This is a genomic window from Pseudomonas sp. 18058 (genome assembly GCF_902706155.1).
GTDB lineage: Bacteria > Pseudomonadota > Gammaproteobacteria > Pseudomonadales > Pseudomonadaceae > Aquipseudomonas > Aquipseudomonas rustica.
Genome location: NZ_CACSJY010000009.1, coordinates 1 through 25076 on the forward strand (window position 1 = coordinate 1; position 25076 = coordinate 25076).

General features: G+C 58.5%; 19 protein-coding genes and 1 pseudogene. 8 read left to right on the plus strand and 12 right to left on the minus strand.

Annotated elements, in window-relative coordinates; translation table 11 throughout:
* Positions 1 to 81 precede the first annotated feature (81 nt).
* On the minus strand, positions 82 to 561 hold the full coding sequence (locus GVL50_RS06870) for a nuclear transport factor 2 family protein (RefSeq protein ID WP_159812219.1): 480 nt from the start codon (positions 559 to 561) through the stop codon (positions 82 to 84).
* A 54-nt stretch (positions 562 to 615) separates the two neighbouring features.
* Positions 616 to 1179: a TetR/AcrR family transcriptional regulator gene (locus GVL50_RS06875; protein ID WP_159812220.1), complete on the minus strand. Its 564-nt coding sequence runs from the start codon at positions 1177 to 1179 to the stop codon at positions 616 to 618.
* Between the two features lie 189 nt (positions 1180 to 1368).
* On the opposite strand from GVL50_RS06875, the gene pssA reads away from it, so the two are divergent.
* Positions 1369 to 2712 (plus strand): CDP-diacylglycerol--serine O-phosphatidyltransferase, encoded by a 1344-nt coding sequence (gene pssA, locus GVL50_RS06880; RefSeq protein WP_159812221.1) that lies wholly within the window; start codon positions 1369 to 1371, stop codon positions 2710 to 2712.
* Between the two features lie 456 nt (positions 2713 to 3168).
* Here the strand turns inward: pssA and efeO (GVL50_RS06885) are convergent, their stop codons facing one another.
* Genes efeO (GVL50_RS06885) through efeU form a run of 4 tightly spaced genes read right to left on the minus strand, consistent with a single transcriptional unit; the run spans position 3169 to position 7387 of the window.
* The gene (gene efeO / locus GVL50_RS06885) at positions 3169 to 3993 is read right to left on the minus strand and encodes an iron uptake system protein EfeO (RefSeq protein ID WP_159812222.1); all 825 of its coding nucleotides are present in this window, start codon (positions 3991 to 3993) and stop codon (positions 3169 to 3171) included.
* A 29-nt stretch (positions 3994 to 4022) separates the two neighbouring features.
* The gene (gene efeB / locus GVL50_RS06890; RefSeq protein ID WP_159812223.1) at positions 4023 to 5321 is read right to left on the minus strand and encodes an iron uptake transporter deferrochelatase/peroxidase subunit; all 1299 of its coding nucleotides are present in this window, start codon (positions 5319 to 5321) and stop codon (positions 4023 to 4025) included.
* Between the two features lie 18 nt (positions 5322 to 5339).
* Positions 5340 to 6539, minus strand: a complete 1200-nt coding sequence (gene efeO / locus GVL50_RS06895) for an iron uptake system protein EfeO (RefSeq protein ID WP_159812224.1) — start codon at positions 6537 to 6539, stop codon at positions 5340 to 5342.
* A gap of 8 nt (positions 6540 to 6547) precedes the next feature.
* Positions 6548 to 7387: an iron uptake transporter permease EfeU gene (efeU, locus tag GVL50_RS06900; protein WP_159812225.1), complete on the minus strand. Its 840-nt coding sequence runs from the start codon at positions 7385 to 7387 to the stop codon at positions 6548 to 6550.
* A 288-nt stretch (positions 7388 to 7675) separates the two neighbouring features.
* Here efeU and GVL50_RS06905 point away from each other — a divergent pair, with 288 nt between their 5' ends.
* The 6 genes from GVL50_RS06905 to GVL50_RS06930 all read left to right on the plus strand — a co-directional run bounded on the left by GVL50_RS06905 (position 7676) and on the right by GVL50_RS06930 (position 14808).
* A complete protein-coding gene (locus tag GVL50_RS06905; protein WP_159812226.1) occupies positions 7676 to 8692 on the plus strand; it encodes an AraC family transcriptional regulator in 1017 nt (338 codons plus the stop codon).
* Positions 8693 to 8995: 303 nt separating this feature from the next.
* On the plus strand, positions 8996 to 10660 hold the full coding sequence (locus tag GVL50_RS06910; RefSeq protein ID WP_159812227.1) for an AMP-binding protein: 1665 nt from the start codon (positions 8996 to 8998) through the stop codon (positions 10658 to 10660).
* A 16-nt stretch (positions 10661 to 10676) separates the two neighbouring features.
* A complete protein-coding gene (locus GVL50_RS06915) occupies positions 10677 to 11438 on the plus strand; it encodes an SDR family NAD(P)-dependent oxidoreductase (protein WP_053120266.1) in 762 nt (253 codons plus the stop codon).
* Positions 11439 to 11450: 12 nt separating this feature from the next.
* Positions 11451 to 12644, plus strand: coding sequence for an acetyl-CoA C-acyltransferase (locus tag GVL50_RS06920; RefSeq protein WP_159812228.1), 1194 nt, complete (start codon positions 11451 to 11453; stop codon positions 12642 to 12644).
* Positions 12645 to 12782: 138 nt separating this feature from the next.
* Positions 12783 to 13910 (plus strand): acyl-CoA dehydrogenase, encoded by a 1128-nt coding sequence (locus tag GVL50_RS06925; RefSeq protein WP_159812229.1) that lies wholly within the window; start codon positions 12783 to 12785, stop codon positions 13908 to 13910.
* Between the two features lie 124 nt (positions 13911 to 14034).
* Positions 14035 to 14808 (plus strand): enoyl-CoA hydratase, encoded by a 774-nt coding sequence (locus tag GVL50_RS06930; protein ID WP_159812230.1) that lies wholly within the window; start codon positions 14035 to 14037, stop codon positions 14806 to 14808.
* A gap of 87 nt (positions 14809 to 14895) precedes the next feature.
* Here the strand turns inward: GVL50_RS06930 and GVL50_RS06935 are convergent, their stop codons facing one another.
* The 4 genes from GVL50_RS06935 to GVL50_RS06950 form a co-directional block, all read right to left on the minus strand.
* Complete coding sequence (locus GVL50_RS06935; RefSeq protein ID WP_159812231.1) at positions 14896 to 16047, minus strand: acyl-CoA dehydrogenase family protein; 1152 nt, start codon at positions 16045 to 16047, stop codon at positions 14896 to 14898.
* Between the two features lie 3 nt (positions 16048 to 16050).
* Complete coding sequence (locus GVL50_RS06940; RefSeq protein WP_159812232.1) at positions 16051 to 17157, minus strand: enoyl-CoA hydratase/isomerase family protein; 1107 nt, start codon at positions 17155 to 17157, stop codon at positions 16051 to 16053.
* Positions 17158 to 17380: 223 nt separating this feature from the next.
* Positions 17381 to 18067, minus strand: a complete 687-nt coding sequence (locus GVL50_RS06945) for an HPP family protein (protein WP_159812233.1) — start codon at positions 18065 to 18067, stop codon at positions 17381 to 17383.
* A gap of 155 nt (positions 18068 to 18222) precedes the next feature.
* Positions 18223 to 19401: an MFS transporter gene (locus GVL50_RS06950; RefSeq protein ID WP_159812234.1), complete on the minus strand. Its 1179-nt coding sequence runs from the start codon at positions 19399 to 19401 to the stop codon at positions 18223 to 18225.
* Positions 19402 to 19618: 217 nt separating this feature from the next.
* Here GVL50_RS06950 and GVL50_RS06955 point away from each other — a divergent pair, with 217 nt between their 5' ends.
* A complete protein-coding gene (locus GVL50_RS06955) occupies positions 19619 to 23827 on the plus strand; it encodes a hypothetical protein (protein ID WP_159812235.1) in 4209 nt (1402 codons plus the stop codon).
* A gap of 70 nt (positions 23828 to 23897) precedes the next feature.
* Here the strand turns inward: GVL50_RS06955 and GVL50_RS06960 are convergent, their stop codons facing one another.
* Positions 23898 to 24422, minus strand: coding sequence for a GNAT family N-acetyltransferase (locus GVL50_RS06960; RefSeq protein WP_159812236.1), 525 nt, complete (start codon positions 24420 to 24422; stop codon positions 23898 to 23900).
* 75 nt (positions 24423 to 24497) lie between these two features.
* Positions 24498 to 25016 (minus strand): annotated as a pseudogene (locus tag GVL50_RS06965) (glycosyltransferase); the annotation flags it as partial.
* Positions 25017 to 25076: the final 60 nt, after the last annotated feature.

Consider the following 25076-nt stretch of genomic DNA (forward strand, 5'->3'; position numbering starts at 1 on the left):
GGCGGTGTGACAATGACATAACGGTTAGCTGACACAACGCCTTCGCGAGCAAGCCCGCTCCCACATTTGGAACGGTGTTGGCTACAAGCCCAGCTCGGACAGGCCTGGGTGATCATCCGGGCGGCGGCCCAGTGGCCAGCGGAATTTGCGTTCGCTCTCTTTGATCGGCAGGTCATTGATGCACGCATAGCGCTGGAACATCAGGCCTTGCTCATCAAACTCCCAGTTCTCGTTGCCGTAAGAACGGAACCAGTTACCCGAATCGTCGTGCCATTCATAGGCGTAACGCACCGCGATGCGCGTGTCGGAGTAGGCCCAGAGTTCTTTGATCAAGCGGTAATCCAGCTCTTTCGCCCATTTGCGCGTCAGAAAGGCTTTAGCTTCCTCGCGGTTATTGGCGAATTCGGCGCGGTTGCGCCATTTGGTGTCGAGGGTGTAGGCCAGCGAAACCTTTTCCGGATCGCGGGAATTCCAGCCATCTTCGGCCAGACGCACTTTCTCGATCGCCGACTCGCGGTTGAAGGGTGGCAATGGCGGACGTACTTGCGCTGCAGTAGACATATCAGACTCCCGATAGGGTTTGCGGTTTAACAACAAGTCCGGCTTATAAAGGCATTACAGATCCAACAACTTTCGCGCCATGTTTTGCGCGTTATCGGCGGCACTGTGATCGCCCATCACACGCGCGACGGTAATGGCGCCGTCAATCAGGATCAGCAGCTGTTTCGCCAGTTGCTGAGGATCCGCGACGCCCTGTTCGGTACATAGCTCAACCACGTAGTCGAGCAGCTTCTGTTTGTGTTCCTTGGCGATCAGACGCACCGGATTCTGTGGATCGCCCGTCTCGCCGCTGGTGTTGATGAAAGCGCAACCACGGAAACCTTCCGAGGCGAACCACTCCTTGAGCACGGTAAACAGGTTGAGCAGGCGATCGGCCGGCGTCTCGGCTTGATCGACGGCGTTGCGGTACCAGTGCATCCAGCGAATGTCGCGGCGTTGCAGAGCGGCGGCGACCAGTTGGTCTTTGTCCGCAAAATAACGGTAGATGCTTTTTCTCGAGACGCCGGCGGTTTTCACCAGGAGATCCATGCTGGTGGCGGCGATGCCACTTTTGTAGATCAGTTTTTCGGTGACGTCGAGGATGATGTCGCGGGTCGAGTTGTCTGTTATTTCGTTCATGTGGCGAACAGTAGAACGATTGTTCTCCATCGTCAATTATTGAATTTTAGATCGCTTTCGCGAGCAAGCCCGCTCCTACATTTGAAATGCGTTCCCCTGTGGGAGCGGGCTTTACAGACACTAACAAGACCCGAAGGATGCGATGGTGTAAGCTCTCGGGTTCTTCGGATTCGACCCATTGCGAGCCCTATGCCGTTGCTTTTCAAACGTTCCTTGCTGCCTAAACTGCGCAGCTTCCCGCTGACCGCCGAGGCCGTGACCATTCTGTCCGGCGCCGCCGAGTTCCGTCGTTGCCTGCTGGAAAAAATCGCCACGGCGACCCAGCGCATCTACATCGTTGCGCTGTATCTGCAGCAAGACGAAGCCGGTCAGGAAATTCTCGATGCTCTCCACGCCGCCAAGCTCAAACGTCCTGAGCTGGAAATCGCCGTGGTCGTCGACTGGCTGCGCGCGCAGCGCGGGCTGATCGGTGCCGGCAAGCAGCCGGGCAATTCCGCGTGGTACCAGGAAATGACACTTACGCACCAGAGCGAAGTGCCGGTGTACGGCGTGCCGGTGCAGACCCGCGAACTGTTCGGCGTGCTGCATTTGAAGGGCTTCGTGATCGACGATTGCGTGGTCTACAGCGGTGCGAGCCTGAACAACGTTTACCTGCACAAGTTCGACAAGTACCGTTTCGACCGTTACCACGTGCTGCAAAGCCACGAACTGGCGGACTCGATGCATCACCTGGTCAAGCATGGCCTGATTGAATCCAAAGCCGTGCATCGCCTCGATCTGCCCAACCTGCCGACCACGCGCAGCCTGCGCAACGACATCGGTGATCTGCGCAGCCGCCTCAAATATGCAACGTACGACACGGCCACTGGCAGCACCGCCAGAGACGGTCTGTCGGTGACACCGTTGCTCGGCGTCGGCAAGAACAACCCGCTGAACCGGGCGATTCTCGAACTGATCGCCAGCGCGCAAAAACAGCTGACCATCTGCACGCCATACTTCAACTTGCCGCTGGGCGTGATCCGCGAGATCAACCGCGCATTGGCGCGTGGCGTGAAGATCGACATCGTCGTCGGTGACAAGACCGCCAACGATTTCTACATCCCGCCGAGCGAGCCGTTCAAGGTCATCGCCGCGCTGCCGTATCTGTACGAGATCAGCCTGCGCCGCTTTGCCAAACGGCATCAGCGCAATATCGACAGCGGCCAGTTGAACCTGCACCTGTGGCGTGATGGCGATAACACCTATCACCTCAAGGGCATGTGGGTCGATCAGCGTTATACGTTGTTGACGGGCAATAACCTCAACCCGCGAGCGTTCCGTCTGGATCTGGAAAACGCGCTGCTGATTGAAGATCCGAAAGGCGAATGGCTGGAACCACGAGCGAAGGAGCTGGAAGAGATTTTCCGCCATACCACGCGGATCGACAGCTTTCAGAATCTTGAGACGTTGCCGGAGTATCCGGGCGCGGTGGCGAAGTTTCTCAAGCGCGTGAGTCGGGTGCGGATTGAGCGGTTGCTGTACCGGATTCTCTAATCGGAATTATGTATTGCGGCTGATATAGCCTTCGCGAGCAAGCCCGCTCCCACAGTTGGAATGCATTCCCCCGGTGGGAGCGGGCTTGCTCGCGAAGGGGCCCGCCCAGACGCTACAAAGTCTTAGTTCAGCCCCAACTTGCCACGCAACGCGGACAGGTCTCCCACAGTTGGAATGCATTCCCCTGTGGGAGCGGGCTTGCTCGCGAAGGGGCCCGCCCAGACGCTACAAAGTCTTAGTTCAGAACCCAACTTCCCACGCAACGCGGGGTCTCCCACAGTTGGAATGCATTCCCCTGTGGGAGCGAGCTTGCTCGCGAAGGGGCCCGCCCAGACGCTACAAAGTCTTAGTTCAGACCCAACTTCCCACGCAACGCGGGGTCTCCCACAGTTGGAATGCATTCCCCTGTGGGAGCGGGCTTGCTCGCGAAGGGGGCCGCCCAGACGCTACAAAGTCTTAGTTCAGCCCCAACTTCCCACGCAGCGTGGACAGGTCTTCCGCCAAGGTATTCACCGGCCCGACCAGCGCTTTACGGTCGTTATCCTTCACCTTGTCATACGTCTCAAATCCACCGTCCTTGGTCTTGTACTTGGCCAGAATCTTGTCGACCGTGGTGAAGTTTTTGTCGACCTTCGCGATGAACGCCTTGTCCTGCTTCTCGATCTGCGGACGGAACAAATCGACGATTTTCTTCGCGCCGTCGATGTTGCCCTGGAAGTCATACAGGTCGGTGTGGCTGTAACGATCTTCTTCGCCGGAGATCTTGGTTGCAGCGACTTCTTCCAGCAGCGCAGCAGCGCCACCGACTACTTTCTCAGGCGGGAAGGTCAGGCCGGCGACGCGGGTTTGCAGGTCTTTGACGTCGCTGTTGAGCTTGTCCGCCAACTCGTTCAGGCCTTGGGTGCTTTTCTCCGAGAACAGCGTGTACTCGATGCGGTGAAAACCGGTGAAGTCATCAGCCTTCACACCTTTCTCGTGGTCGTCGACGCGAGAATCGATGGACGCATCGAGATCACTGAACAGCTCGGCAATCGGCTCGATCGACTCGTAGTAAACCCGGGTCGGGGCGTAGAGCTTTTGCGCGGTGGCCAGGTCGCCTTTCTTCACCGCATCGGTGAATTGTTGCGTGTGGCTGTCCAGCTCATCGAGTTGCTCGGTGACGTAGATCTTGTAGTCCGACACCGGCCCGACCAGATCCAGCGGCGCTGTCGCGGCGAAGGCCGACAGCGGGGTGTTGAGCAAACCAAGGGTCAGCAATAACGCGAGTGGCGTCTTCTTCATGGGGGCGGCTCCAGTGTTGAATGTTGTTTTTAGGCAGCGGTTTTGGGTTGCGTAGCGTTGAGCAGCGAGCGACCGATGAAATCCTTGTCGCCCGTAACACCCGGAAGGGTGAAGAAGTAACCTCCGCCGACCGGTTTGAGGTATTCCTCAAGCGGTTCGCCGTTAAGGCGGGTCTGCACGGTGATGAAGCCTTTTTCCAGATCGGCCTGGTAACAGATGAACAGCAGGCCCATGTCAAGCTGGCCGTTCTTGTTGACGCCGTTGGAATAGTTGAACGGCCGACGCAGGATCAGGTTGGCCTGGCTCGCAGCGGTGCGCGGGTTGGCCAGGCGAATGTGCGCGTCGAGTTTGGTCAGCTTGCCTTCCGGGTCTTTGTGATAGTCCGGGACTTCAGTTTCGTGTTTGCCACCGATAGGCGCGCCGGAGGTTTTCACCCGGCCGAGGATGCTTTCCTGTTCCTGCAAAGGCGTGCGGTCCCAGCGCTCGACGAAGTTGCGGATGATCCGCACCGCTTGATAGCTGCCGTGCGCAGCCCAGGCCGGTTCGTCGCTGCCCGATTGCACCCAGACGATGTTGTCCATGGCTTTCGCATCGTTGGAATTCGGGTTGGCCGAACCGTCGCGGAAGCCGAGGAAATTGCGCGCCGATTGCGCCGGCACACCGGGTTTCGCCGGGGCTTGCGGCGGCACGCTGCCTTCCTGTTTCCAACGCACCAGCAGCAGGTCGGGCAGGTTTTTGACGATGTCGCGCAGGGCGTGAATGTTGGTGTCGGTGGTGTTGGAGCAAAACTGCAGGCTCAGGTCGCCATGGCAGCAATCGGCTTCCAGCGCATCGTTGGGGAAACCGACCATGCGTTGCAGGCGCTTGGGTTTGGCATCGGCCAGACCGAAGCGCTCGTCGAACAGCGATTCGCCGACGGAAACGGTGATGGTCAGGTTATCCGGCGTCACGTTCGGGCCGAGGATGCCGGAATCCGGTGGCGGCAACTTCGGATCGATTTGCTCAACCGGGCCGCCCTTCATCAGGAACGCGATGCGCTCGTTTAGGGTGCGGAACAGTCGCTCAAGGTCTTCACGATCACTGGCCAACACGTCGAACGAAACGAGCATGCCCGACGCCGGGCGTGGGGTGACGATGCCGGTCTGGTGCACGCCGTGGAAATCGTGGCGGTCTTCGGTTTTGTCGCTGCTCGGCGCTTCGGTGACTTGCGCCGGCGCGGCGGCCATGGCCGGGCAGCTCAGGGCTGAGCCGGCGAGGGCGACACCGGCGGCGCCCATGCCCATCAGGACACGGCGACGTTGCAGGTTGAGGGGTTCCAAATCTTTCATCGCGAATTCGTCTTCTGCTTACAGGCCGGAGAGGCCGAGGGCGGGATCAATGCCATCAAGCGCGTCGGCCAGAGCCTGGGCCTTGTCGGCGATCTGCTTGCGTTGTTCGCCGCTGACGGAGTCGTAGCTGGCGTAGCCGTCCTTGATCTTGTAGCTGTTGAGTTGTGTGTCGAAGTCCGTCAGTGCCTTGTCGATTTTCGGCAGCAGGTCAGCGGCTGACTTGCTCAGCATCGGCCGCAGCAAATCGACGACTTTGTGCGCGGTTTCAGCATTCGCGGCAAAACCGTTGAGATCGCTGTGGCTGTAGCGTTCCTCTTCTCCGCTGGCGGCGCGCACGTCGGCCAAGGTATTGAGGTTGCGCACGACGATGTTCACCAGTTGCTCCGGTGGCAGCGATTGGGCGAGCAGTTGCTGTTTGAGCGTGGTGACGTCGCTGAGCAGACGTTGGCCAATCGGCGCCAGTTCATCGAGTTTGCGCTGTTGGAACAGGCCGAATTCGAGGCGATGGAAGCCGACGAAGGCCGGATCCTGTTCGCGTTTTTCGAAATAATCGGCGCGGGCGTTGATGCTGTTGTCCAGCTCGGCCAGGCGTTGAGCGGCCGGGGCCAGACGCTGATAAGCGGCACGGGCCGGCAGGTACAACGCCTGAGCCTGACTCAAATCACCGCTTTCAATCGCTTGATTGAGCGCGGTCACGGCTTTGATCAGCACGCTGCTCTGGCTGGCCAGATAAACGCGGAATTCCGACAGCGGCCCAACGAAAGCGACCATCGATGGTTTGGCTTTCGCGGCAGCATCGGAGGCGGCAGTCGGCGTGACGTGCAAGGTGCCGCGCGGGTTGCTCAGCAGGCCGCAGGTAATCGCGTAATCGCCCGGTTGCAGATTGGCGTTGATCACCTGGCTCAGGCCCGGCGCGATGTTCTCGCGCTCTTCGACAACCAACACGCCGTCGAGGATTTCCCATTCCACCGCGCGGTCGGAGCGGTTGACGATACGGAAGCTGGCGCGGCCGGCCGGTACGGTCAGCGCATTCGGTTCGCAACTGCCCGGATGGATATTCACCACCACTTCATCGTGATTGTGCTGACGCTTGGCCGCAGCCATTTTCGAGGCGTACCAGAACAGGCCACCGGCGGCGATCATGATGACCACCGAACCGGCCACCGCCCAACGCAAGGCGCGGGGAGGGGAGGCCTGAGGAGTATTAGGCTTTGACATGAATGCCCTTATTGGCTGGAAACGGAAGACGATTGCGCGGCGGATTTGGGCGCGGGGAGAAAGAACATCACCAGCGCCACCAGCAGATAAAGCAGATACGCACCGAGGGTGCTGACGGTCGGTGCATCCTGATAACCGAACATGCCGGCCAGCACCGAGCCCAGCGGGCCATCCATCGGCAGCGTCGCGCTGAAGTCGAACAGCACGGTTTGCAGGTGATTCCACAGCCCGGCTTCATGCAGCGCCTGCACCGAGTTGGCGAGAATCCCGGCGGCAACCACCAGAATGAACAGGCCGGTCCACTTGAAGAACGCCGAAAGATTGAGGCGCATGCTGCCGCTGTAGATCAGGAACCCGACGATGATCGCCAGAATCAGCCCGAGCAGGGCACCGATCGGCGCGCCCGGGCCTTCGCTTTGCTGGAACACCGCGAGCAGGAAGAACACCGTTTCCAGACCTTCGCGGGCCACGGCAAAGAAGACCATGGCGATCAGTGCAATGACCTGATGCTTCGAAGAAGTCAGCGCGTGATCGAGTGAGGCTTGCAGCGAATGTTTGATCGAGCGCGCGACTTTGCGCATCCAGAACACCATCGAACTGAGAATCCCCACGGCGACCAGCCCGACGATGCCTTCAAACAGTTCCTGCTGCTTTTGCGGGAATTCGGCGCTGACCAGTTCCAGACCACCACCAACCAGCAGGGCGAGGGCGGCGGCAAGGAAAACGCCGATCCACACGGCAGGCATCCACTGGCCACGGCCGGTTTGCTGGAGGTAACTGGCGATGATGCCAACGATCAGCGCGGCTTCAATGCCTTCGCGCAGCATGATCAGAAAAGGAACGAGCATTAGGTGTCCAACGAATCATTCTGAGGGGTTACAAGTTGTAACATAATGACAACCATTCTCACATGACAATCATTGACACAAACCTGAACAGAAGCTGAACAAAGTAAAGAACAACCATTCTCATGCGGGTGACACCGGAACTTTGTAGGAGCTGCCGAAGGCTGCGATCTTTTGATCTTGGTTTTGAAAATCAAAAGATCGCAGCCTTCGGCAGCTCCTACATAGGGTTTCGTGTGGCCTGAGGTAAGATGCGTGTCATCGAAAAAACAACAAGGTTTACCGCGTTCCATGTCGGAAAAAGACACCATCGCCGTTCAACTGGTGCGTGAAGCGCTGCTGCAAAGTTGTGCCCCGGGCGTGGCCACGGACGAAGTCTTGAACAAGGTCGGGATTGATCCGGCGCTGCTGCAAACCGACAACGGTCGGGTGCCGGCCTCGCAGTACGCCAAACTCTGGCGCCTGCTGGCCCGGCGCGGTGACGACGAATTTTTCGGCATGGATCCGCGCCGGCTCAAGTCCGGAAGTCTGGAATTCCTCTGCCGCAGCGCCATGGCGCAACCCACGCTGGCAGCGGGTTTGAGTACGGGTTTGAGTTTTCTCTCGCTGATGCTCGAGCGCATGCCGGCGCAGTTGGTACACCAGCAGAGCCTCGCCGAAATCGTTCTGCTTGAGGATGACCCCGAACCGCGGCGCGCCTTCACCTATTTCACCTATTGGATGATCGTCCACGGCGTCGCCTGCTGGCTGGCCGGGCGGCGGATTCCGATTCTGGCGATCGAATTGCGTTGCGCTGAGCCGGATTTCACCGATGACTATCGGGTGATGTTTTCCGAGAACCTGCGTTTCGATCGACCGCGCACGCGGATGATCTTCTCGGCGGATTGCCTCGATCTGCCGATCAAGCGGTCTGCCGAAGAGTTGAAACGTTTTCTGGCCCATGCGCCGGCGAACATTCTGGTGAAGTACCGCGATCCCGAGAGCCTGGCGAGTCGGATCAAGCAGGATCTGCGAGAGTTGCCGGCCGAGCAGTGGCCGGAAACCGAGGCCCTGGCGCAGCAATTGTGCATGTCGGCCTCGACCTTGCGCCGAAGACTGGCCGAGGAAGGGCAGACGTATCAGGGGCTCAAGGACAGCGTGCGCAAGGAATTGGCGATTGTCTGGCTGGCGGAGCCTTCGATCAGTTTTGTTGAGATTGCGAGTCGGTTGGGGTTTGCCGATGCGAGTTCGTTTTATAAGGCGTTTCGTAAATGGTCGGGGTCGAATCCGGGGCACTATCGGACGCTAATCCTCAATGAGGTTGTCTGAACTGACGCCTTCGCGAGCAAGCCCGCTCCCACATTTTGGAAAGCATTCCCCCTGTGATGATCGTTCCCACGCTCCGCGTGGGAATGCCTCTAGGGACGCTCCGCGTTCCGGTTCTGAAGTGGACGCAGAGCGTCCGCGGCTGCATTCCCACGCAGAGCGTGGGAATGATCGGTGTGGCAGGGCATGGCCAAACCAGTCAGCCACTTTGATGGCTTTGACCATTGCCCCAACCCCCGCACAGCGCGACTATCCCTCTGTTGTTTACGGTTCCCAGCCTAATAAAAACACAGAGGGATTCTGGCAATGCGCGATTACTTGTCTGCCACCACACAGTTCAACTATCAGCACACCGTGGAAGCCGCGCTCAGCGGTACGCTTGAGGCGCTCAACGCCTGCGTCGAATGCTGCGACCGCCACGCCTTGCCGGGGCGCATTGCGCTGTTCTGGGAAGGCCGCGACGGCGCCAGTGCGACGTACACCTTCAGCGACCTGCAGGACAAAGCTGCGCGTTTCGCCAATTTCCTTCTCGCTCAGGGCGTGCAGAAAGGTGACAAGGTCGCCGGCCTGCTGCCGCGCAACATCGAATTGCTCATCACCGTACTCGCCACCTGGCGCATCGGCGCGGTCTATCAACCGCTGTTCACCGCGTTCGGCCCTAAAGCCCTCGAACATCGCCTGAACAGCTCCGGGGCCAAAGTCGTGGTCACCGATGCGGTCAACCGTCCGAAACTCGCTGAAGTCGCCGATTGCCCAACCCTAGTCACCGTCGGCGGCGCCAAAGGCCAGGGCATCGTCCGTGGCGATTTCAGTTTCTGGGCCGAGCTGGCCAACTATTCCAACCTCTGCGAGCCAGTGCTGCTGACCGGCGAAGACCCGTTTCTGCTGATGTTCACTTCGGGCACCACCGGCCCATCGAAAGCGCTGTCGGTGCCACTCAAAGCCATCGTCGCGTTCCAGAGCTACACCCGCGATGCCGTTGATCTGCGCCCGGAAGATGCGTTCTGGAACGTTGCCGATCCGGGCTGGGCCTACGGCATCTATTTCGGCGTCACCGGCCCATTGTCGATGGGGCATCCGATCACCTTTTACGATGGCCCGTTCACCCTCGAAAGCACCTGCCGGGTGATCAACAAGTACGGCATTACCAACCTCACCGGTTCACCGACGGCCTATCGTCTGCTGATCGCCGGCGGTGACGAGTTCGCCAAGTCGATCAAAGGCAAATTGCGCATCGTCAGCAGCGCCGGCGAGCCGCTGAACCCGGAAGTGATCCGCTGGTTCGCCGACAACCTCGGCGTGGTTATTCACGATCACTACGGCCAGACCGAATTGGGCATGGTGCTGTGCAACCACCATGGCCTCGACCACGCGGTACACGTCGGCGCTGCCGGTTTTGCCTCGCCGGGCCATCGCATCGTCGTGCTCGATGATCAGTACAACGAACTCGGAGTCGGCCAGCCCGGCATCCTCGCCATCGACCGTCCGCAATCACCGATGTGCTGGTTCGGTGGCTACGAAGGCGCGCCGACCAAGGCCTTCGTCGGCGATTACTACTTGAGCGGCGACACCGTGGAATGGAACACGGACGGCAGCATCAGTTTCGTCGGCCGCAGCGATGACGTGATTACCACCTCCGGCTATCGCGTTGGCCCGTTCGACGTCGAAAGCGCGCTGATTGAGCACCCGGCGGTGGTCGAAGCGGCGGTGGTCGGCAAGCCGGATCCGGAGCGCACCGAACTGGTCAAAGCTTTTGTCGTGCTGAGTGCGCAATACCGCGCCGCGCCAGAGCTGGCCGAGGAACTGCGGCAACACGTGCGTAAACGTCTGGCCGCGCACTCGTACCCGCGTGAAATCGAATTTGTCAGCGAATTGCCCAAGACCCCGAGCGGCAAATTGCAGCGCTTTATCTTGCGCAACCAGGAAATCGCCAAGGCTCAAGAGGCCGCGGCGCATAACGTTTCAGCTTGAATCAGGAAAGACAGTCATGCAGATCGAGAACAAGGTTTTTATCGTCACCGGCGGCGCATCCGGCCTCGGTGCGGCCACCGCTGAATTGCTGGTGAATGCCGGCGCCAAAGTGATGCTGGTGGACATGAACGCCGAGGCGGTTGCCGCTCAGGCTCAGCGTCTGGGCGCGCAAAGTGTGGTGGCTGACATCAGCAACGAAGCCGCCGCCGAAGCTGCTGTGCAAGCGACCGTCGCCGCGTTTGGCAGCCTCAATGGTCTGGTCAACTGCGCCGGCATCGTCCGTGGCGAGAAAATCCTCGGCAAGAACGGCCCGCATGCGTTGAGCAGCTTCGCGCAAGTGATCAACGTCAACCTGATCGGTAGCTTCAACATGCTGCGTCTGGCCGCTGCGGCGATTGCCGAATCCGAGGCAAACGCTGACGGCGAGCGCGGCGTGATCATCAACACTGCCTCGGTCGCAGCGTTCGACGGCCAGATCGGTCAGGCAGCTTACGCCGCATCCAAAGGCGCAATCGCCAGTCTGACTCTGCCCGCCGCCCGTGAACTGGCGCGCTTCGGCATCCGCGTGATGACCATCGCCCCGGGCATTTTCGAAACCCCGATGATGGCCGGCATGACCCCGGAAGTCCGTGACTCGCTGGCCGCCGGCGTACCGTTCCCGCCGCGCTTGGGCAAGCCTGCCGAATACGCTGCACTGGTTCGGCATATCATCGAAAACAGCATGCTCAACGGCGAGGTGATCCGTCTCGACGGCGCCTTGCGCATGGCCGCCAAGTAAGGAGGATTTGTCATGACTATTTCCAACGATCCGATTGTTATCGTCAGCGCCGTGCGTACGCCAATGGGCGGTTTTCAGGGCGAACTGAAAAGCCTCACCGCGCCGCAACTTGGCGCTGCGGCGATCAAGGCTGCGGTTGAACGCGCCGGTGTTGCCAGTGATGCGGTTGATGAAGTGCTGTTCGGTTGCGTGTTGCCGGCCGGCCTCGGTCAGGCGCCCGCGCGTCAGGCTGCGCTGGGCGCCGGGCTGGATAAATCGACCCGTTGCACCACCGTCAACAAGATGTGCGGTTCGGGCATGGAGACCACGATTCTCGCCCACGACATGCTGGTCGCCGGCAGTGCCGATGTGGTGATTGCGGGTGGCATGGAGAGCATGTCCAACTCGCCGTATCTGCTGGATCGCGCTCGCGCCGGCTACCGCATGGGCCATGGTCGCGTGCTCGACTCGATGTTCCTTGATGGCCTCGAAGACGCTTACGACAAGGGCCGTCTGATGGGCACCTTCGCCGAGGATTGTGCCGAGACCAACCATTTCAGCCGCGAGGCTCAGGATGCATTCGCCATCGCCTCGACCACCCGCGCTCAGCAGGCGATTCAGGACGGCAGCTTCAAGGACGAAATCGTCCCTCTGACAGTGACCGTCGGCAAAGAACAGGTACTGATCAGCAACGACGAGCAGCCACCGAAAGCCAAACTCGACAAGATCGCCTCGCTGAAACCGGCGTTCCGCGAAGGTGGCACGGTGACGGCGGCAAATTCCAGTTCGATTTCTGACGGCGCGGCGGCGTTGGTGCTGATGCGTCAATCGCAGGCGCAGAAGCTGGGGTTGAAACCGCTGGCGGTGATTCATGGTCATGCTGCATTCGCCGACACCCCCGGCTTGTTCCCGGTGGCGCCGATTGGGGCAATCAAGAAGTTGATCAAGAAGACCGGTTGGTCGTTGGGTGATGTCGATTTGTTCGAAGTGAACGAAGCGTTTGCCGTGGTTGGCATGGCGGCGATGACGCACCTGGAAATTCCGCATGACAAGTTGAATGTGCATGGCGGTGCGTGTGCGCTCGGCCATCCGATCGGTGCTTCCGGTGCGCGGATTCTGGTGACGTTGCTGTCGGCCCTGCGCCAGCGAAACCTCAAACGCGGTATCGCTGCGATCTGCATTGGCGGCGGCGAAGCCACGGCCATGGCCGTGGAATGCCTCTACTAAACACACCACCCCTGTAGGAGCTGCCGCAGGCTGCGATCTTTTGACTTTGATTTTTGGAAAACAAAAGCAAGATCAAAAGATCGCAGCCTGCGGCAGCTCCTACAAGGGATTGTGGAAACCCGGATTTAAGGATTCACCATGATTCCCAACGAAGACCAGACCCAGATCCGTGACATGGCCCGGCAGTTTGCCGAGGAACGCCTCAAGCCGTTCGCCGCCGAGTGGGATCGCGAGCACCGTTTCCCCAAGGAAGCCATCGGCGAAATGGCCGAGCTGGGCTTCTTCGGCATGCTCGTGCCGGAGCAGTGGGGCGGTTGCGACACCGGCTACCTGGCGTACGCCATGGCCCTGGAAGAAATCGCTGCCGGTGACGGCGCTTGCTCGACGATCATGAGCGTGCACAACTCCGTCGGCTGCGTGCCGATCCTCAAGTTCGGCAACGACGATCAGCGCGAACGCTTCCTCAAACCGCTGGCCAGCGGCGCGATGCTCGGTGCCTTTGCGCTGACCGAACCGCAGGCCGGTTCCGACGCCAGCAGCCTGAAAACCCGTGCGCGGCTGGAAGGCGATCACTACGTGCTGAACGGTTGCAAACAGTTCATCACGTCCGGGCAGAACGCCGGGATCGTCATCGTCTTTGGGGTGACCGATCCGAGCGCCGGCAAGCGCGGCATCAGCGCGTTTATCGTGCCGACCGATTCGCCGGGCTACAAAGTCGCGCGGGTCGAAGACAAACTCGGCCAGCACGCCTCCGACACCTGCCAGATTCTTTTCGAAGACGTGAAGGTGCCGGTGGCCAACCGTTTGGGCGAGGAGGGCGAGGGCTACAAAATCGCGCTGGCCAATCTTGAGGGCGGTCGTGTTGGCATCGCTTCACAATCGGTCGGCATGGCGCGTGCGGCGTTCGAAGCGGCGCGCGATTACGCCCGCGAGCGTGACACCTTCGGTAAGCCGATCATTGAACATCAAGCCGTCGCATTCCGCCTCGCGGACATGGCCACGCAAATTGCCGTCGCCCGGCAGATGGTGCATTACGCGGCGGCCCTGCGTGACAGCGGCCAGCCGGCACTGGTCGAGGCGTCGATGGCCAAACTGTTCGCCTCGGAAATGGCCGAGAAGGTCTGCTCGATGGCATTGCAAACCCTCGGCGGTTACGGTTATCTCAACGACTTCCCGCTGGAACGTATCTACCGCGACGTGCGCGTCTGCCAGATCTACGAAGGCACCAGCGACATTCAGCGCATGGTCATCTCGCGCAACCTTTAAACCCAACCCGTGTGTAGGAGCTGACGAGTGCAACGAGGCTGCGATCTTTTGATCTTGAAAATCAAAATCAACAGATCGCAGCCTGCGGCAGCTCCTACACAGGGAATGAATTGAGGAGTTATGTATGAGCTACGAAACGATTCTGCTGGAAAACCATGGCCGTGTTGGCCTGATTACCCTCAATCGCCCGCAGGCGCTGAACGCCCTGAACGCGCAACTGGTCAGCGAAGTGAACCAGGCGCTGGATACGCTGGAAGCGGACGCGAACATCGGTTGCATCGTCATCACCGGTTCGAAAAAAGCTTTCGCGGCCGGTGCCGACATCAAGGAAATGGCTGAGCTGACCTACCCGCAGATCTACATGGACGACCTGTTCAGCGACAGCGATCGCGTGGCCAACCGCCGCAAGCCGATCATCGCTGCAGTGAACGGTTTTGCCCTCGGCGGTGGCTGTGAACTGGCACTGATGTGCGACTTCATTCTGGCCGGCGACAACGCCAGGTTCGGTCAACCGGAAATCAACCTCGGCGTGCTGCCGGGCATGGGCGGCACCCAGCGTTTGACCCGCGCAGTCGGCAAAGCCAAGGCCATGGAGATGTGCCTGAGCGGGCGCTTGATTGATGCGGTGGAAGCGGAGCGTTGCGGGATTGTCGCGCGGATTGTGCCGAGTGATGAGCTGCTGGATGAAGCGCTGAAAGTCGCTACGGTGATTGCGAGCAAGTCGTTGCCGATTGCGATGATGGTCAAGGAGAGTGTGAATCGTGCGTTTGAAGTGAACCTGACGGAAGGCGTGCGTTTTGAGCGTCGGGTGTTCCATGCGGCGTTTGCGACGCAGGATCAGAAAGAAGGGATGGCGGCGTTTGTGGCCAAGCGTGCGCCGGAGTTCAAGGGCAAATAGCGCAGATCAAAAGATCGCAGCCTTCGGCAGCTCCTACAGGAAACGCGTTCCAATGTAGGAGCTGCCGAAGGCTGCGATCTTTTGCCGTTAAAGTTGATAGTTCTTCAAATCCCGCGCAATCACCATCCGCTGAATCTCGCTCGACCCTTCATAAATCTGGGTAATCCGCGCATCGCGGTAGTATTTTTCGACCGGATAATCTTCCAGGTACCCATACCCGCCATGAATCTGAATCGCCGACGAACAGACCTTCTCGGCCATTTCCGAAGCAAACAACTTGGCCTGCGAAGCCTCAGATAAACAAGGTTTCCCCGCCGAACGAAGTCGCGCCGCGTGCAAGATCAGCAGCCGTGCCGCGTTGATCTGCATGTGCATGTCCGCAAGCATGTTGGCGATGCTCTGGTGTTCGATGATCGGCTTGTCGAACTGCACGCGATCCTTCGAATAAGCCAACGCCGCTTCAAACGCCGCGTGGGCAATACCCAATGCCTGAGCCGCGATGCCGATACGTCCACCCTCAAGGTTGGACAGGGCAATCGCCAGACCTTTGCCACGCTCACCGAGCAGATTGGCCTCGGGAATGCTGCAATTGTTCAGCGTCACCGCGCAGGTGTCCGACGCACGAATGCCCATCTTGTGTTCAGTGCGATCCACGATAAAACCAGCGGTATCGGTCGGCACCAGAAACGCCGAGATGCCTTTCTTGCCCAGCTCCGGATCCGTCACGGCAAACACGATCGCCAGTTTCGCCCGTTTGCCGTTGCTGACAAATTGCTTGGCGCCGTTGATCACCCATTGGCCGTCGCGCAGTTCGGCGCGGGTGCGCAGGTTGTGCGCTTCGGAGCCGGCCTGCGGTTCGGTCAGGCAGAAGCAGCCGATGGTTTTGCCACTGGCCAGATCCGCCAGCCAGGTTTGCTTTTGTGCTTCGCTGCCGTAGTTGAGCACCGGGCCGCAGCCGACCGAGTTGTGGATGCTCATGAATGCGCCGGTCGCGCCGTCACCAGCGGAAATCTCTTCCACCGCCAAGGCATAAGCGACGTAGTCGACGTAGGTGCCGCCCCATTCTTCGGGAACCACCATGCCGAGCAAACCGAGCTCGCCCATCTTCGCCACGAGCGCATCGTCGATCCAGCCAGCCTTTTCCCACGCTTGTGCGTGCGGCGCGATTTCGCCACGGGCAAAGTCGCGGGCCATGTCGCGGATCATCACTTGTTCTTCAGTCAGTTCGAGATCGTGCATGGCTCAGCTCCCGCTCTCATCAAAACCGTGGAAGAAACTCGCGACGTGCGCAGCGTCCAGCGCGGCGAGGGTCGGCGGGTTCCAGCGTGGTGACTTGTCTTTGTCGATCAGCAGGGCGCGTACGCCTTCAATCAGGTCGCCACGGGCGAACCATTGGCGATCGAGATGCAGCTCCAGAGCGAAGCAATTTTCCAGGCTCAGGTGGCGACCGCGCCGGAGCATTTCCAGGGTGACGGCCATGGCCAGCGGCGAGCGGGTTTCCAGCAGATCAGCCGTGATGGTTGCCCATTCATGGCTGTCGGCAACGGTCACCGCGCGCAATTGCTCGACCATGCTCGGCACGTCGGGCAGGGCAAAGAAGTGATCGATCGCTGGGCGCAATTTTTCGAGCGGTGCGTCGGGCAGGGTTTGCACGCCGTGTTTGGCCAGCAGGTTTTGCAGCGATTTGAGCGGCGTGTCCTGCCATTCCATCGCGTCGAGTTTTTCGTCGAGGAGTGCGAGTTTGCTGCTGTCCAGATACCAGTCAGCCAAGCCGCAATACAGCGCATCGGCGGCGCGAATCTGCACGCCGCTGACGCCCAGATAAATCCCCAGTTCACCGGGAATCCGAGGCAGGAAATAGCTGCCGCCCACGTCCGGGAAATAACCGATGGCCACTTCCGGCATCGCCAGACGGCTCTTCTCGGTGACCACGCGCAGATCCGCGCCTTGCACCAGGCCCATGCCGCCGCCGAGGACAAAACCGTCCATCAAGGCCAGCACCGGTTTGCGGTAGTGATGAATCGTCAGGTCGAGGGCGTATTCCTCGACGAAGAAATCTTCGTGCAACGTGTCGCCGCTTTTGAAACTGTCGTACAGGGAACGAATATCGCCGCCGGCGCAGAAGGCTTTTTCGCCGGCACCGCGCAACACAACGGCGTGGACGTCGGCATCGGTCGCCCAGGCGTCGAACTGCTGTTGCAGCAGGCGCACCATGTCGAGGGTGATGGCGTTGAGGCCGGCGGGGCGGTTGAGGGTCAGGTGCCCGATGTGGTTGCGAACCTCGGCCAGCACTTCGTTTTGCGTGGCATCCATGGACTGAGTCCGCGGGGATGAAGCCTGAGCTGTCATCAGTAACTCCCTGCTTTTATTGTCTTTATTCGAGAAGCTCGCGCGCGAGCGTTACCGGATCGTAACAGTGCAAATTTGCCATGTACAACGGGGATATGTGCAGGGGCTGTCTGCGTTTTTGCCTTAACACACGATCCCTTTGTAGGAGCTGCCGAAGGCTGCGATCTTTTGATCTTGAAAAACAAAGTCAAAAGATCGCAGCCTTCGGCAGCTCCTACAAGGGTCAGGTGAAGGTTGCGGTGATGCTGCGGCGTTTGGCGTGCAGTTCGCTGGCGTGGATCAGTTGTTCGAGGTCTTCGGGGGTGATGTCGATGAAGGCTTCCATGTCGGCCAGCGCCAGCTTCAAGTCTTCGGCGGTGATTGCCTGGGTGTCGACGGGGGCAACCATTGGCGCAGGTTCTGCGGGGCGTTTCGGATAACGAATCCGCGTCAGATTGTTGTAGGCCAACGCGCTCAGCAGCATGCACGCAGCGCCGAGCATCACCGGTTCCATGGCTTTCCAGTCCATGGCGATCGTTGCGGGATCGGCCAGCACCAACGTCAATGCCAACGCACCCGCCGGTGGATGCAGGCAACGCAGCCAGCACATCAGAATCAGCGCCATGCCCGCCGCCAGACACGCACTGCCGAGGGTTCGCCCGAGTACATGAGCCACCAGCAAAGCGACGACGCCGGCACACAAGTAACCGCCGAGAATCGACCACGGCTGGGCGAGGGCGCCGGAAGAAACGGCAAACAGCAACACCGCCGAAGCACCCAGCGGCCCGATCAAGTGGTACGCGACTTCATGACCAAACACCTGCGCGCACAACCACACACTGAACAGCGTGCCGAGCGCCATGCCGATCGCGGCGCGGCTCCATTCGGTGGGGCGGGTGTTGATGGCGGCGGGCAACCAGCGAGCGAGCATGTAAAACCGATCCTTCTACAAATTCCGGACAAAAAAAAGGACTCGTCCGGCAATCCGGAAAGCCCTCGAAGTGTTCCAACATTGGGGGAGGAACGCGCACAGTGTGCCGATCTATTTCGATGCTGACAAATTCATATAAATGCAGTTTCAGTGCATTACTTTTGAGCTGAAACGACACGACGTCCGCTGATTACGCACAAATAACCACCCACCGCCGCCAATGCGCTCAACGCGTAGAACATGCTCGGCGCTGGTGTGTGCATCAGTAGAAACCCGCACATCACTGGACTCGCCGCACCACCGAGTGCCGCCAGATTCTGCGCGCCGTAGTAGCTGCCGCGCAGTTGTTCCGGGGCGAGGGTGTCGACGAAGAGGAAATCCGCCGGGTAGATAATCATCTCGCCCAAAGTGAAGATAAACATCGCTATGCACCAGCCCACCAGGCTGTCGGCGAGGCTGAAACCGATCAACCCGACGATGAACAACGCCGTGCCGCCGGCTATCCAGTGACGCAGGTGCTCGCGCTTGAGGAATCGGCCGATCTGGTACTGCAGCAAAATCACCGTGATCGCATTGCAGGCGAGCAGGGCGGCCATCGTATCGAGCGTCTGTTGCTGGGTGTGCGTCACCAGCAGGTATTGCGACAGGTACAGGGTGAAGCGCCCGTGCACCAATGTGCTGAGCAGGCAGCCAAGGGTGAAGAGGATCATCGTCCGGTCATTTTTCAGGATCATCAGGGTGTTTAGAAAACTTTGCGGGGGGCTGCTCGGAGAGTCCGAGCTTGCCTCTTTCGTGGCGCCCAGCAGCAGAAAAATACTGCCAATGGCAATCGCCCCGGCAACGATAAACGGCGCCGACGGCTGAACGCCGGCAATCACCACGCCAATCATCGGGCCAACCGCGTAGCCGATATTGGTCAGCGTGTAGTTCAGCGAAAACGCCTTGACCCGTTGGCCCACCGGCAGGTTTTCACTGAGGATCGCCTTCGAGCAAATCAGGAACAGGGCTGACGCCGTTTCGCTGATGATCAGCACCAAAGTGACCAAATAAAGGTTCTGCGCGAAGGTCAAAAGCATCAGACCGATGCCGCTGGAGAGCATGGTCAGGATCAGCAGCTGACGCTTGTCGAGGCGGTCGATGATGTAGCCGCCGTAGAGCGACAACAGCGTCGCGCTAAAGACTGCGATGCCCAAGAGTAGGCCGACGTCTTGCGGATTGAGGCCGAGTTTGTTGCTGAGGAAAAGCGTGAGCAGCGGGCTGATCAGGGCACGGCTGATGACGACGGTCAGGGACGCGACCATTAGCCGGCGGATGAGGGGGGAGTAGTTGGCCACAGCGGAGGGAATGTCCTTATTTCGAGGTTTTGGCGGGCGTGGGCCATCCTCTCTGGACGGGTGCCAGGTGGTCAAGGTGAGATGCCCATTAGTAAGTAGAAGGAGATATACGGAGGCTATGACCGCTTGTCGGGACTGTCAGATTTTACAGGTAGGCAGCGGGCTGACTTTGGCGTTTGAATCACAGTGCCCAAACCACCGCGCCAAGAGGCATAAAATGAGCAACGAAGAATTTCCAATTATCCCATCTTTCGCCTCAGGTAATTCAGGAGAGAATGAAGGGGAGGAAGGCGTTCTTTATGTAGCATCTTACGTAATACCCAAAGAGGGTGGGGTCATTCCTAGAGGGCAAAAATTTAAGTCACAAAAGTTTGGAGGTGTTTGGGTTGAGTATCAGATTCGGTTTCGTTCCCCTGATGGTAGTACTCATACGGAACTGATATACAAATCCTCTGATCGGCCTCTTGATCCTATTGAATTTGTTCCGCCGGCAAAACTTAATCGCGGTCGAAATGACTTCCATTACAGACAGAAACACCAAAGTAATGGCTGTAGCGACTGGATGTCTTCTGGCTTTTATTACATCGCGGAATTGCCGACGATAACGTCACCCCCGTCTACCATTTCGAGTAAAGATTTTGAATTTTCCGGTACGGGAGATTCATCCCATTCAGCTAGGGTTCAACTTCGGCGGTCTTCCGATAATGCTGCTCTGACTGGCTGGGTGTCGGTTAATAATAATACCTGGCGCATTCCATTATCACTGACGGTTGGCGCGTACACTGTTTACCTGGCAGGGAGTGGGACGTCTTGGCAGGTGGAAAGTCGGTCGAACGATATTAATTTTACGGTAAGTTGGACTCCCACAATAACGACGCCTGCGAATAACATAGCTATCCCGTCTTCGTCAGGCTTTACTATTACTGGCAGGGCGAGTCCTAATGCAAAAGTCAACCTCCATATCACAGAGCACGATGTGGTAGCGCTGGGTATCAATGTCAGTAGTAACGGTGACTGGTCAACTTTTGTAAACAACAGAACCAACATGAAACTGCAGTTTGTCACTCAGCAGTATTCAGGCACGTTCTACACCCCGCACTCAGCGGTGCACACAGTCTATCTAGTTGGCAAGCCAATAATTACACGCCCTCAGGATGGTATTGTTTTAACGCCTAAACCGACTATCACCGGCACCGGTTGCCCTGATGCAAAAATACAAATTGTCGAGGCCGGTGTGGGCTCTCCCGTTCTTGGTGAGGGGGTAGTTGCGGCGAATGGCTCTTGGAGTGTGACGATTACAACCGCACTGCCTGAACGTCCGATCAACTTGACGTGTAATCAGACTCTGCAAAGTGTCGTGTCGGTCTGGGCCGATAGTCATCAATTTTCAATTTTGTCAGCGCCCGTCGTTGCAAATCCGGGCTTGGTGGATGTGTTGCCAACCCTGACAGGAACACATTCCACGGGTGTACCAGGCATACAAATTGATATTTACCGTGATTTGAGCGATGAAAAAATTGGTCAGGGTGTCACGGGGGCCAATGGTGCCTGGAGCGCCACGATCACTACTGCACTGGTGCCTGGCGTTGCCCGCGTGACGGCGCTGTTGCGTTTCTATAGTAATGCGTCAACCCGCAGCGCGCCTGTCGCCCTGACTGTAAGACCCGCGCCTCCGGTTATTACTCAAATCATCCATTCCGGCACGACAACAATATTTAAAGGCACGGGCTTTCCCGGTGCGACTGTCGATATTCATCCCGGTAGCGGGACTCCAAATGCTACCGCGTTGGTGAACTCGCAGGGCTACTTCGAAACGACCCCCATTACCATCGTACCTGGTACGACTGGCTCCGGTTGGGGGGCGAGGCAAAAAATTGCCAATGGTAGCGAGTGGCTTTTTTCTATCTATCATCCCGATGCGCCTGTCTTCGACGTGCCGACGCCTGTTCCGACCGTCAACACGCCAACCTTGATCGGGCAAATTCCCACTGTAACCGGACGGGGCAGTGTCTGGCAGGGTCTGGCGGCTGCAACTATCGTGGTCGAGCTCATCGGCACAACGACGGTTACTTTGTCACCGGCAACCGTTACAGCTACCGGCGACTGGACGGCGACAACCGCTACTGCGGTTGCACCGGGCAGCTATACCGTGTCGGTACGGCAGTTGATGAACGGTGTTTACTCACTACCGGTTACGGCGCCAGAGCCTCTGATTATCAAGCCATTGGCACCCACGATCAGCAGTGTCGTGCTCGAAGATTTTTCCCCGAGGATCAAAGGCACCTGCTGGCCTGGAGCGAGTCTGTCCTTGACCTACACTGGCGAGACGACGCACTCCGTTTCTTCTGCTGACGGCAATTGGGAGTTTCGTCGCGATAGCAAATTCAAGCCCGGCAAACACTCGTTCTCTGTCATCCAGACGTTTGGCGGGCAGGGCTCGGTGGCGGCCGGTCCAGAAATGTTCACAGTCGAAACGCCTAAACCCGTGATCACCTTCCCGGGCAAGCAACAGGAAACAGACTTTCGACCCGAAATCAAAGGGACAAACGGATACGAAGGCGCCACCGTCGCAGTGTTCGACAACAAGGTGGAAGGCCCGGCGCTGGGCCAAACTATCGTGCCCGCATCGGGTGTATGGACAGTCAGTCTGAGCAAAGACCTGACCTTGGGCGAGCACGATATTTATGCCCTGCAGACCTTCGAAACACAGGCCTCCGAGCGCAGTGTTTCTGTACGATTCGCGGTTAAGGTGCCAAAGCCTCTGCTCACACCTGTTCCAAACAATTACTACCCACGACGCAGCACATTTAGTGGAACAGGTTGGCCCGGTGCTGCTGTAAAACTGTCTTTCGATGGCGTCGATTACCCAGTGACCGGCGGCATTAAAGTCGATGCAAATGGCCAATGGTCAGCGCTAGTATTTCTAGAGCAACTGGGCGGCAAAACATTAAAAATCACTCAAACTTACGGAGGCGGAGATGGAGAAAGCGTTAACTACGCTTTTGTTACGGTGACCAACGCTCCAACTATTGAAAGCCCCTCGGCAGGGGAGTGGGTCGATCCTTTGTCAATGGTCGTTTCGGGATACACCCACCCGGGCGATACGGTCGTTGTAAGACGTCTCGGTGCAGGAGCCGGCGACAATCTCGGTGCATTCCTGGCAGACAGTGAAGGACGATGGTCGGGCACTGTCAAAAAAATCGAGGGTGATACGAACTATAGCTATTGGGCCTATAGCACCAAAGGTTCGTTTGGAGGAGATCCCAGTGATACCGCCGTCGTCAACCTTCAAGACCTGACTGCGCCTCTGATCACTAACCCTTCAGGCGGTGAGGTAGTCGTCTCACGCGTGGTATTCAGCGGTCGCGGGCTGCCAGGTGCGACGATTCAGGTGGCGGATCTATTCAACCCTTCAATCAATCATGCCCCGATGACCACCGTTGATCAGTCTGGCAAATGGTCAGTCGAGGGCAACACAGATCTCGCTCCTGGCCCCAATTGGGTCGTTGTGCAGCAAACATCAGGCGAAAAAAAATCGCCGTGGGTGCGTAGCGGGCGATTCATTATCGAGGAGCCGCCGACCGGTTTCAGCGCGCCCACTCTCGACAGGCCGTCACCAGGAGAGAAAGTGGGGCTGGAGCCGATGTTGGCAGGCAGTGGCGTAGTCGGTGCGCTGGTGTACGTTCGTCACAACGGCAAGGAATTGCAGCAGGTGCGGGTCGATGAGAAGGGACGCTGGGCTATGCGTCTTCCTGCTTTTGCGGTGGGTGTGAAAACGCTGACGGTACTTCAGGCTCGTTACGGGGTTTGGTCTGCAGAGTTGAAGCCAAATCCGACCTTCAACGTCGTGCAGGTCAGTGCAGATTTTGCAGCGCCTGCAATCGACAGCCCTTTGACCGGAGCCACCGTCGACAGGCGTTTCTGGATCAGCGGCAAAGGAATACCCGGTGCCCGAGTAAATGTGCATAAGTCCGGAGATGGCACCACGGTGTACGCCACCGCTGTGGTCGATGCTTACGGTGACTGGTGTGCGTGCATCAATCGCGAACTGCCGGTCGATGATTTCCACTTCACTGCCCAGCAGATACTCGACGGCAAGGCTTCTCTATATTTCGCGCCAACCGTGGAGGTTAAAGTGGCGGATATTGTTCCGGTAACGATGCTTGAAAGTCATTCAAATGGTGAACAGGTTGCCCCGGTGATGTTGTTGAAAGGGCGCGGTTTTCCCGGTGCCACACTCAATGTGTATCAATTACGTGATCACAGTACTTCGTGGGGTACTGCAAAGGTCGATACGCAGGGATACTGGGAGGTAGTAACGAAGCCCCTTCCACTGGGTAAAATCTCTTTGAACGTAGCGCAATTTTCAAGCCCAGGAAGTTCGTGGGGGCGTGATTACGAATTCGAGGTGGTCAATGCAGGTTAGCTCCCAATTGGTTTGATAAACCGCCAAAATCTTCGTGAGCAAGCCCGCCCCACAAGGGCTTGCGCTGGTCTCAGATGATTGCCAGGCGCATGGCGCAGCGGCGTTCGCCGGGAAAGCCATGGGCGACTTCGGCTTGCAGTGCTTCGCGCAAGTGCTGATCGGTTGAGTCAGAAGTCATCGCGACGAAACCTATACGTTGATAAAACGGCGCATTCCAAGGCAAGTCGCGAAACGTGGTAAGTGTTACGGCCCGCATTGAGCGTTGGCGCGCGTGTTCGATAGCGGCGGACACAAGCGCGCGACCGATGCCTTGCCCCTGAAACAACTGGCTCACTGACAGCTCTTCGATGTGCAACTGCTGGTCGACCTCCACCGCACGCAGAAACCCGGCCAGTTGTTGATCATCGTGTTCAGCCACCCACACGCACGATTGCTCAATCGCCAGTACCTGCTGCACAGCATCGGGCACTTCAGCATCCGCCAACCATGCCAGTGACGGATCAAGCCGAAACAGCTCGGCAGCCGAGCGTTCAATGGCGGGAAGGACGGCCGCGTCAGCCAATAGGGCACGACGCACAGTAAACGTTCTGGTCATGTAGGAGCTGCCGCAGGCTGCGATCTTTTGATCTGGATTGTAAAAAAGCCAAAAGATCGCAGCCTTCGGCAGCTCCTACAAGGGTTTCAGGTGCAGCAGGACGTAATCGTTTTTGTCGAAACGACCTCTGAGCGAGGGCTGCAGGTTCTCCAGAGGCGTGCTTTTGAGCGATTGCAAGTCATTGCGATCCATCATTAGCCATGCGGGGCCTTTGAGCGCTTCGAGTTGTTGCACCGACTCAGTGAACTGCGGTTGCAGATCCTGCTCGATGTTGACCATAAACTTGATTGCCTTCGCATCTTTGCCCATCCCGTGCAGCACCAGCGGCGCTGGGTTTTGCTGAACCTGTGCAAACGCTGCTCGACTGAAAGTCTGCGTGTCGTACAAGCGCCGCTCCACCGGTTCAAACACCGCCGCATACACCGTCCATAACGCCAACACCGAACACAGCGCGAGGACTTCTGGTCGCCAGCGCGGGATTAGCAGTCGCGACAGTGCAACCAGTTGCAGAACGCCTAATGCGATCAGGACAAACGAAACGTCACTCAACTGCTCAGGAAACCGTCGGCGCGCGATCAACAAAACCACCAAAACCGATCGGCGCCTGCCCATAGACCCCGGCCATCAGCAAAAAAAACGCCAGCAGCCCTGCGA